9 protein-coding genes are annotated in these 8,934 nt (G+C 52.2%); 6 read left to right on the top strand and 3 right to left on the bottom strand.

Annotated features, from left to right (window positions below; all coding sequences use genetic code 11):
- Positions 1–151 precede the first annotated feature (151 nt).
- Complete coding sequence (locus tag PXK01_RS21575; protein WP_317963140.1) at positions 152–595, top strand: disulfide bond formation protein B; 444 nt, start codon at positions 152–154, stop codon at positions 593–595.
- On the opposite strand, the gene PXK01_RS21570 is transcribed toward PXK01_RS21575, so the two are convergent.
- The 3 genes from PXK01_RS21570 to PXK01_RS21560 all read right to left on the bottom strand — a co-directional run bounded on the left by PXK01_RS21570 (position 592) and on the right by PXK01_RS21560 (position 4,198).
- Positions 592–1,290, bottom strand: coding sequence for a hypothetical protein (locus PXK01_RS21570; RefSeq protein WP_243445046.1), 699 nt, complete (start codon positions 1,288–1,290; stop codon positions 592–594). The genes PXK01_RS21575 and PXK01_RS21570 overlap by 4 nt on opposite strands.
- A 289-nt stretch (positions 1,291–1,579) precedes the next feature.
- On the bottom strand, positions 1,580–2,284 hold the full coding sequence (locus PXK01_RS21565; protein WP_050672443.1) for a copper resistance protein B: 705 nt from the start codon (positions 2,282–2,284) through the stop codon (positions 1,580–1,582).
- A 27-nt stretch (positions 2,285–2,311) separates the two neighbouring features.
- Positions 2,312–4,198, bottom strand: coding sequence for a copper resistance system multicopper oxidase (locus PXK01_RS21560; protein ID WP_081285564.1), 1,887 nt, complete (start codon positions 4,196–4,198; stop codon positions 2,312–2,314).
- Between the two features lie 880 nt (positions 4,199–5,078).
- Here PXK01_RS21560 and PXK01_RS21555 point away from each other — a divergent pair.
- The 5 genes from PXK01_RS21555 to PXK01_RS21535 all read left to right on the top strand — a co-directional run bounded on the left by PXK01_RS21555 (position 5,079) and on the right by PXK01_RS21535 (position 8,728).
- Entirely contained in the window at positions 5,079–5,363 is a 285-nt protein-coding gene (locus tag PXK01_RS21555; RefSeq protein ID WP_046212316.1) for a copper-binding protein, read from the top strand.
- Between the two features lie 58 nt (positions 5,364–5,421).
- Positions 5,422–6,684, top strand: a complete 1,263-nt coding sequence (locus tag PXK01_RS21550; protein ID WP_046212315.1) for an ABC transporter transmembrane domain-containing protein — start codon at positions 5,422–5,424, stop codon at positions 6,682–6,684.
- Entirely contained in the window at positions 6,684–7,142 is a 459-nt protein-coding gene (locus tag PXK01_RS21545) for a hypothetical protein (RefSeq protein WP_102884547.1), read from the top strand. Before PXK01_RS21550 ends, PXK01_RS21545 begins: the two co-directional genes overlap by 1 nt.
- A 115-nt stretch (positions 7,143–7,257) precedes the next feature.
- The gene (locus tag PXK01_RS21540) at positions 7,258–7,827 is read left to right on the top strand and encodes a c-type cytochrome (protein WP_046212313.1); all 570 of its coding nucleotides are present in this window, start codon (positions 7,258–7,260) and stop codon (positions 7,825–7,827) included.
- 1 nt (position 7,828) lies between these two features.
- Positions 7,829–8,728 (top strand): c-type cytochrome, encoded by a 900-nt coding sequence (locus PXK01_RS21535; protein WP_046212312.1) that lies wholly within the window; start codon positions 7,829–7,831, stop codon positions 8,726–8,728.
- Positions 8,729–8,934 lie beyond the last annotated feature (206 nt).

The following is an 8,934-nucleotide window of genomic DNA, read 5'->3' as shown; positions in this document are numbered from 1 at the left end:
CCGTCAAGCTGATGAGTGCGCTTCTCCCCGTTGTCGAAGGTAGTTTCGATTGTAATCCGTACGTCCATGGCAGCCCCCCATACAAAGAGCTTACCTTAGCACAGGCCAGATCACCGACGACGACCCCCATGTTCTGTCCACTCCCGCCTTCTTGTTTCAGGCAGCGGGCTACGCACCATGCGCGATGTGCATTTGGCAGCGGTACCCTCACGCGATTGCCATCGCTATTGGCGTGCTTCTCTTGGTTGGTTTGCCCATCTTACTGCTACTGATGGCAGGCGCTGTCGCTGCGTTCGTGACAGCGAGCATCGGGATGTTTCATACCGGCGTCGAACGGGGTTGGTGGGAGGGTCCGACATCTTGCACAGGCTCTGGTATTGACATGTCAAACTTGTCAGCTGCGGACCTTCTGCCCTCTGCATCATCCGCACCATCAGCCTTGGTCATGTGCGACGAAGTCGCTTGGGAGTTCCTCAGCTTGTCTATGGCGAGTTGGAACGCGCTTTGGAGTTTCGTTCTGGCGGGGCTCTGGATCCTGGCTCTAGTCAAAGCTTGGCGCGCATCCCGCTTACATGAGAGCGCGACGGCAATCTAGCTCTGAAGACGCAGGATGACGGCTGCAATAGCCGTCAGACACACAGCGGCTAACAAAAAAGCGAGCAGAGCAACCGAAACCGCGCCGATACTTTTTGGAAACAAACCAATGAAAGGTCTCAGAATTGGGGACTTTCCGGCTGCCGTAACATAGAGCGGCAGTGCACTAACCAAAGTGGCATACAGGTAAACCCCGGATATGTTTTCAAACAAAGCGGACCGCGCCAGTGTGGGCGCAACCACTGAAAGAGCCGTCGCCCGACTGCCTCCAAATGAGCCGAACCAACCGGCGGAAAGCACGTAAATAAAGGCGTGGAGAACGAGAAATAGAGCGACGCGAATTACGACATCGAAGAAAATGAATATCGCCGGATCACGGCTATTGGTGCCTTTCTCATTCAACACCGCAAACAGGAAGAAGCCGACGTAGTTAACGATAAAGATAACTGGTAGCCCGTTTGTCAAAACCTGTCTGAGAAATCGCGACAGCGCCGGCCCACCGTCCATCAACGCTGAGGAAAATCCAGGCGTACGCATGACATAAATCAGCAAGACCGGTACTAGAGCGACCAAGCTAAAAGCCATGACATTTATCACAAACCGCAAGCCAGGCATGTTGGCTGAAAATAGGTTTTGCATATGAGCAGGCTGCCATGTCTGGAGGATACAGTCGATTTTCGGGACCAAAATCACCATTTTGCACGGGCGTACCTTAGTATCGCAGTTCAGAACGGCAGTTTCAGTGTACTTTCGTGCTAGTGATATGTTCGTCGCTGAAGTATCCTCTTTTCATCGACAGTTTTCTCAGTCCGAGAGCAGGCTCACCTGAAATCGAGGAAGTTTGATACGAGAAGGTCAATATCGCGTAGAATCTGAGTCTTCCTTTTCCAGCACAGATGCAGATTGTTTCCTAGATCAACTTGCGACCGACGGTTGATACAGTCGGATTGAACCGCCCCTTCCGTTCAGAAGGGGCGGTTTCGCGTTAAAACATCAGACGCGTCCCAAAAACAATAGAGGTAACGCCGTTTTCTTCTCCGCTTGCACGAATAAGATCAGCCGTCCCACCAAAGGACTTTTCGTAGTTAACCCCTATGTAAGGTGAGAAGGAACGATCAATCAAATCATAGCTCAGCCGCAGCCCAGCTTCGATTGTTGCACCACCCGAAGCTTGATCATAAGCAAGATCATCCTCAAGGGGAACCGTTACTTCGATGCTAGGCGTCAAGATGAGTCGATTGGTAATTAGACCCTCATACTCCGCCTCAAATCGAAAGAACGAATGATCGGACAAAAAGAAGTCAGCATCAACCTCTAGGAAACCAGGAGCAAGACCTTTAAGGCCTAGCACCGCATTATACCGATCCGGTAATCCGTCGGGTGTACTTGCCTGGACACCGACAACGCCGTCAAAGAAAGTCGAAATCGGGAACTGTAGCCGCAGCTGGTTTTCCAAGCCTTCGAAGTCGCCAGACCCTTCCACGATTTCAGCTTCGCTCCGCCAAACTAACTTCAACTCGTCTGTTCCAACGACGAAATCGAAATCCCAGACAAAGACGTTTTCGCCGTTGTCACCGTCTCGATATTCGAACTGCTCCGCCTGAAACCCGTAGATGAGCGGTTCGGCTTGAGCCGTCGAAGCGGCTGCAAGCATCATGCCTGCAGCGCTAGCTATCTTTATGTTTTGCATTGATCTTTTCCTTCGTATTCGAGGCACTTATGCCGGTCTGCCGCGCACCACGACTTTGCGGAACATGCCTGCATCGGCGTGGTATGAAAGGTGACAGTGGAACGCCCACTGCCCGGGTTCATCAACCTCGACATCCATGTCCACGGTCATGGCGGGGTTCACATTGACGGTATGTTTGATGGGGTTCCGAGACCCTTTGCCCATGTCCACGAGCGACCACATGCCGTGCAAGTGCATCGGGTGCGCCATCATCGTTTCGTTGATGAATCGCATGCGCACGCGTTCTCCGTAATTCAGGACAATCGGCTCCGCGTCACTATACTTCACATCGTTGATCGACCAGATGTAACGCTCCATGTTCCCGGTAAGGCGCAATTCGATGGTGCGCGATGGTTTTCTGTACTTGTATCTGGGCCGCGCGGCCGTCAGATCGGCATAGGACAGGAATTTCCCACCATTGTAGGCCTTGGGTATCAAACCACTACCATTGACATAGGTGGGGTCGACGCTGCTGGGTCCCGACATGCCGCCCATGTTGGAGTGATCCATTCCAGCCATGTTGGAATGGTCCATGCCGGCCATGTTGGAGTCGTTCATACCGGCCATGTTGGAGTCGTTCATACCGGCCATGTTGGAGTGATCCATACCTTCCATGTTGGAGTGATCCATGCCGTCCATATCAGTTTTCTTCATGTCGGTCATGTTGGCGTGGTTCATACCGGTCATGTTCTGCATCACATGACCCTCCATGCCCATTCCACCCATCATACCGCCCATGTCGGCCATGGTGAGAAGCGGTTTCGGCCGCATCGTCGGCACAGCGCCTGCCATACCTTCTCTTGGTGCAAGAGTGCCCCGCACCATGCCGGTACGTCCCACCGATTCCGCGATAATGCTGTAAGCTTTGTTCTCACGCGGCTGCACGATGACATCGTATGTTTCGGCTACAGCAATACGGAGTTCGTCTACCTCGACCGGCTTAACATCATTCCCGTCCGCTTGGACCACGGTCATTTTGAGCCCCGGAATCCGCATGTCGAAATAGGTCATCGCGGACGCGTTGATGAAACGCAGTCGAACTTTCTCACCCGCACGGAACAAGCCGGTCCAGTTCTGCGACGTGCTCTGGCCATTGATTAACGCCGTGAACCCCTGAACGTCCTCGATATCGGTCGGCATCATGCGCATTCTGCCCCACATCCCGCGTTCCTGCAGGGCTGCTTGCAGACTGTCAGCGCGCGAGTCTTTTATGAGTGTTTGGAGCGTGCGCTGCGACCGATTGTAGTAGTCAGGCATTCGCTTGAGGTTGCGCATGATCCTGTTGCCGGGGTGCGGATGCTTGTCGGCCAGCTGGACGACATAATCACGATCTGCCCGCACCCGTTCACCTCCGCGAGGCTCGATCACAATGGCCCCGTACGCACCGTCCGGTTCTTGGAACCCGGAATGGCTGTGGAACCAATAGGTGCCAGCCTGGGTGATCGGAAACCGATAGGTGAAGGTCTCTCCCGGGGGGATCCCGTTGAAGCTGATCCCAGGTACGCCGTCTTGAGTAAACGGTAGGATCAACCCATGCCAGTGAATCGAGGTAGTTTCGTTTAGATTGTTTTTGACGTTGATCGTGACTTCTTCACCCTCCTTGAAGCGGAGGACGGTCGGGAACGGGCTATTGTTGTAGCCAACACCCTTCGTGCGGAAATCGCCTGTATCAATCCGCACCCGGTCAACGGTGATGTCATACGTACCCTTAGAAGTAATTTTCGGCGTTTGATGAGCTTGCAAAGCGGTTGGCATTGCGAGAGCTGCAGCTGCCGCCAGACCGAACTCGCGCCGCGAAAGGCCTGTAGAGATATGTTCCGATGTACTCAAAGCAGTGTCTGAGCGTGCAAGGAATTTTGCGCTAAAGAGCGGCATTTTCTTCTCCTTATAAGTGAGATTGTTAGAGTCTGTTAAATTGCAAGATCTGAGATCGGGCGACCGGTTTCTTCGGCGTTGCGAAAAAGCCTACCGGCAACCGCCCTCAAAGCATGCAGATGCAGGGACTAAGCGCTGTTCGCAGTTAACTACACGCACGAAGCAACCTGCAGATCGCAAGGGATTTCAGGAACGCGGAGGGGGCGACTTCACTTCCAGTGTGCGACTCTCGGCGCTCTGCGCCACAAGCTTCTGAGCATTAAAAGCTGTCACAAGACCTAGCGCATAAGGCGTCGGTGGCGTTGTGGAAATAATCGAACAGTGCGCCATCGAGCCAAAGCACGCAGTGTCATGACGCTCTTGCTGATCAGTAACCAGCGCAGCATGCCCTGAGTTATCTTCCGCGCAAATTTCCTGGAACGTTAGAGGCGAGTTCTCAACAGCAACAGACAGAGTTGGAGTGAGCGACAATACTAAAAGAGCGAGCGACAAGACGCAAATTATCTTGGTCATCCATTCCAGCCGCATAGGTCTCTTTCTCCAGTGTTCCGACCAACTGCTATCGGTCGTACTCGTCGATGTAAACCTTACAAATTGATACATTTCAAACCGGCCCAGTGGTATTGATTTGGTTGGGGTTTTTAGCTTTATCAAGAATAGGCAGTCACCGTTCACAACTGAGTATGTCATGGGACTTTGAAGGTAGAAATGACGAGGTCGCCCTTACTGTCATCGTCAAAACGGCCGTTCGGTCAGACTTGGCAGCGAGAGTGAGTTCCCTCGGCGGTTTACAACAAAACCCAAAAATTGCCTGTTTTGAAATTAAGAAAGCCTCGACACTAACAATCGATCTTGTGCCTCTCAAAGGAGCATACAAAACATGAAAATTCTCTCACTCGCGGCCGCTTTGGCAGTTACTGCAACAACATCATTTGCTGGCGGCGACCATGATATGTCGATGGGCACCGTCACGAACTTGGACCGCAAGTCGAATGTGGTGACGATCAACCACGGCCCGCTCAAAAACATCAACATGCCCGCGATGGAAATGGGTTACGCGGTTGCCAAGCCTTCGATGCTGAAAGGCCTTCGCAAAGGCTCCCAGATCCATTTTGTCGTCGAGCAAGTCAATGGCCAGTACATTGTAACAGAGATTATGAAGTAGAAAACGTCATGTTGAGACTCCAGGGCCGTTACTCTGCTGGCCTTTTTGAGGAAATACAATGAGTGCGCCCCTGGAAATCGACGCGTTTACACTTTCCGGTCTTTCCGGCTGGACGCATCATATTGCAGACACATTGGGATTTCACATCAGTGAAAACCCGCCTCACTGGCTACATATGGCGCTGCACTTTATTCTAGTCGTTGCTCCACTGGTTGCTCTATTTGGTTTCCTGGTATTTTTAGCTCAGATTATCAAAAAAGCGGCTCGGAACAGTCTGTTTTCCGATGAAGATCGCGCTGAGTTTGTGCTTGTTCGCAATTTGATAGGATTGCGCTGGCACGAACAGGTTACCGTGATCTTCCTTGGTGTGTTGGCACAGCCAATTCTATATGCGACCCTCGAATTGCCGAAACGCATTGTCAATGGTGCTATCGAATCAAATCATTTTCCCATCGAGATTCTTAGCGGTCAGTATACGCAACTAGAGTACCTCGGGATCTTGTCAGGCCTATATCTTATTACACTGATTGCGAGTGGAGCAATTAAATATTGCATAAATGTCAAAAAGGGGCAGATCGGAGAGCGAACACTTTTGAGGCTTCGTCTGGTGCTTTACCGGGCATGGCGCCGTGCACCGGAAGGACAGCGCAGAACCGAAGTCATCCCACTATCGACGAGCGAAATAGAGCCCATCGGAGGGTTTGCGGGAGAGGTTCTGGCAACACCTGTTTTCCAAGGCGGTACATTTATCACGGTCTTGTTGTTTATGTTCATTCAAGATCCGATATTGGGTGCAGCGGCGATGGCACTCGTCCCTGTTCAGCTGTTCATCATACCCATTTTGCAAAGGTGGGTAAACAAACGGATGAGACTCCGGATTCGTGCTGTTCGCGCATTTGGAGACATTCTTGGTGAGCAAACCGGCGATGTGTCCGGCCGAAACATAACTCGCAGAACACTTTCAGCAGCTCACCGGCTAAGAAACACAAGACTCGACTTGCAGCGCGCAAAGTATTTGCAGAAAGCAATCAGCAATTTTCTAATGTCATTGACGCCCTTTCTACTCTACTCAATTGGAGGTTGGCTTGTCATTGAAGGCCGATTATCACTAGGGGCCTTGGTGGCAATAATTGCAGCCTTCAAAGATTTTTCCAGTCCTTTCCGGGAACTCATTCTCTACTACCAGAATTCGTCCGATGTCAGACTTCGATCAAGAGAGTATGAAAATTTCTTGATGAAATGTGGAAGTCTAACCCATGGGCCGAGCGTGAAGCAGTGGAGTAATCGTCCACAATTCTCTGAAATCGAAGGAGCTTCATGATGCGCTTTGCTCGGCTAGCTTTGGTGATGGGACTAATTTGGTCGACGGTGGCTGTTCTGCCTGCACACGCGGATGGCGTCGAACAGTCCTTGGAAGGTCTTCACGGCATCTACGTGAGCAAACTGTGCGTTGCCAGCGGTCTTCAAGATGGCGACGCTGAGATTGAGATGGTGTTCGAGAACATTTCCGCCGAGATGGTGTTCCTAGATGGTGTCGCATCCGATGTGTCTTTGGGTGGTGAGTTATACTTCAAAGATCTCGTGGGTTCGACGATCACGCAGAATGGATTTGGCGTGGATGAAGGAGAAATACTTGATGTCTCGAGTTCCCACATCGGCGCGCGATTGACTGATCTCAAACAAGATCTCAGCCCAGGCGACCATCCAACTGTTTTCTTGAACTTCAGGCACGGAACGCTGGAGGTCACGGCACATGTATTACCGCGAGGTCAATGCTGACCGTGACCGAGGCACAAAAACTTCTCAGTGGCGTAAACGGAACGTCGATTTGATTCCGTCATCGCGAAGTTGCTGCATCTCACCCTCATCAAACAATCCCCATGGAGATATACAAATGAAAAAGACCACCCTTTTACTCTCACTAGCCGCGATTTCCGCCGCAAGTCTCGTATGGGCGCATGGCGGTGCCACAGGGATCGTAAAGGAACGCATGGACGGCATGGTGGCTATGAGCAAGGCGACAAAGGCGATTACACCCATGATGCGCGGTAACGTCGAATACAATGCCGAAGCTATCCGAGAATATGCACGCACGATCGAGGAACATGCCGGAGAAGCAATGACAAAGCTTTTTCCCGAAGGGAGCGGTGGCATGCCCTCCGAGGCGAAAGACGATGTGTGGACCGACTGGGAGCAGTTTGAAGTTCTTGCCATGCAACTGGAGAGCCTTGGCAAAGGTCTCGGCCAAGCTGCCGAAAATGGCCTGGCGGCATCAGGTTCTGCGGACGGAGCTAGCACTAATATGATGGGGACCGGCGGCATGATGGGCACCGGCAGCATGATGGGCGCGGGCAGCATGATAGACATCGAGATGCTTGCGCAGATGCCAGCCGACGCGGTCTTTGCAAAAGTCGGCCAAGCATGTTCGGCGTGTCATACAAAATTCCGCGCCGAGTCCAACTAACATGAAGCGCTTATCTATTGGCCTTGGCTTGTTTGCCGCCCTTGCGGTGATCGGCTTTCTTGGGCTCGCTGCTTGGCCGATTTCCCGAACTCCGTCGCCTTCACTGGCGACTCTGGACGGCAATGTTCAGAATGGAGCCTATCTTGCGAGAGCATCCGGCTGCATCGCTTGCCATACCAACCCAGAGGGCGGCGCTCCTCTGGCAGGTGGTATAGCTCTGGAGACGCCATTTGGCACATTGTATTCGCCAAATCTAACGACAGATCCTGTTCACGGGATCGGGGATTGGACAATCGACCAGTTCGCAGTCGCGGTAAGGCAGGGTATATCCCCGGAGGGAGAGCCCTATTATCCCGCTTTCACCTATCCGTTCTATGCGGACTTCTCAGATCAGGACATCGCGGATCTCTGGGCGGCATTCCAAACTGTGCCACCGGTGGCGGAACCTTCTGTCGCGCCAAGTATGATGTTCCCGTTCAATCAGCGTGCTGGTCTAAAGTTGTGGCGCGCAGCATTTATGCACGACCCCGATACGGAACCTGTGGAGGGCAAAGGCGATAGTTGGAATCGTGGCAAATGGTTGGTCGAAGGAGCGACTCACTGCAGTGCTTGCCACACACCTCGCAACTTGGCTGGAGGGCGTAAAGAAGAAACTGAGAAGTTCGCGGGTTCAGACTTGATCCCAGGTGGAGGTAAAGCGCCTGCGATCGATACATCTTCGCTTAAAGAACAAGGATGGGATGCGGACAATTTGGCTTATGCATTGAAGACCGGTCTGACTCCATCCGGAGATGCCTTTGGCAACGCCATGGGAGAAGTCGTTTTACATGGAACCCAGTTTCTCAGTGCCGCAGATCTTGCAGCCATGGCCGAGTACTTAATGGATCAACCAAGACAGTGAAGACAGCTGAGGTATTTGATGGGTCCAGTAAAACTTAGTTTCTGCGTTAGTGTACACTTATCAAGCCGATTTTTGACGTTAGCACTGCAAGAGACGTTGGACGGATTTAAACAGAGGGAGCAAGACTGGTTGTCAACGGCGGAGTAAAATTCGGCCATTGTGGCGGAGCAAAAGTCGGCCAGTTTGGGGCGAGCGCCTTGGAGCGT

It is taken from the genome of Phaeobacter sp. PT47_59, from assembly GCF_028890025.1.
Classification (GTDB): domain Bacteria; phylum Pseudomonadota; class Alphaproteobacteria; order Rhodobacterales; family Rhodobacteraceae; genus Phycobacter.
Note: the sequence above shows the minus strand (reverse complement) of the source record. Positions and strands in the feature narration are given on the sequence as shown.

Coding starts and splice junctions, on each gene's coding strand:
- PXK01_RS21540 (WP_046212313.1), top strand. CDS start 7,258: ATGAAAAAGACCACCCTTTTACTCTCACTAGCCGCGATTTCCGCCGCA.
- PXK01_RS21555 (WP_046212316.1), top strand. CDS start 5,079: ATGAAAATTCTCTCACTCGCGGCCGCTTTGGCAGTTACTGCAACAACA.
- PXK01_RS21560 (WP_081285564.1), bottom strand. CDS start 4,198: ATGCCGCTCTTTAGCGCAAAATTCCTTGCACGCTCAGACACTGCTTTG.
- PXK01_RS21550 (WP_046212315.1), top strand. CDS start 5,422: ATGAGTGCGCCCCTGGAAATCGACGCGTTTACACTTTCCGGTCTTTCC.
- PXK01_RS21545 (WP_102884547.1), top strand. CDS start 6,684: ATGCGCTTTGCTCGGCTAGCTTTGGTGATGGGACTAATTTGGTCGACG.
- PXK01_RS21565 (WP_050672443.1), bottom strand. CDS start 2,284: ATGCAAAACATAAAGATAGCTAGCGCTGCAGGCATGATGCTTGCAGCC.
- PXK01_RS21535 (WP_046212312.1), top strand. CDS start 7,829: ATGAAGCGCTTATCTATTGGCCTTGGCTTGTTTGCCGCCCTTGCGGTG.
- PXK01_RS21570 (WP_243445046.1), bottom strand. CDS start 1,290: ATGGTGATTTTGGTCCCGAAAATCGACTGTATCCTCCAGACATGGCAG.